We start from the raw sequence: 208 nt of genomic DNA, 5'->3' as shown, positions 1-208 counted from the left end.
CCTTCTTCTCCGCCTTCTCCGCCTTCTTGTCGGCCTTGTCGTCGGCCTTGGCGGGCTTGGCGGCGGCCTTGGCGGCGGCCTGGTGGGCCGGCTCGGCCGTCTGCGGGGCGGCGTGGGCGGTGCCGGTCAGGGCGGCGGTGGCGATACCGGCCGCACCCAGGACGGTGATACCGGTGGTGGCGATACGGCGGGGGATCAGCGTGGTGGT

Annotated in this window: 1 pseudogene; it reads right to left on the bottom strand. The window is 74.0% G+C overall.

The window, feature by feature from the left end:
* A pseudogene (locus tag IO40_RS39335) lies at positions 1-208 on the bottom strand (transglycosylase SLT domain-containing protein); the annotation flags it as partial.

Origin of the sequence: Streptomyces albus subsp. albus, from assembly GCF_000725885.1 — a bacterium.
GTDB classification, from domain to species: domain Bacteria; phylum Actinomycetota; class Actinomycetes; order Streptomycetales; family Streptomycetaceae; genus Streptomyces; species Streptomyces albus.
The sequence above is the reverse complement of the archived record's forward strand: the minus strand, read 5'-3'. Positions and strand labels throughout refer to the sequence as shown.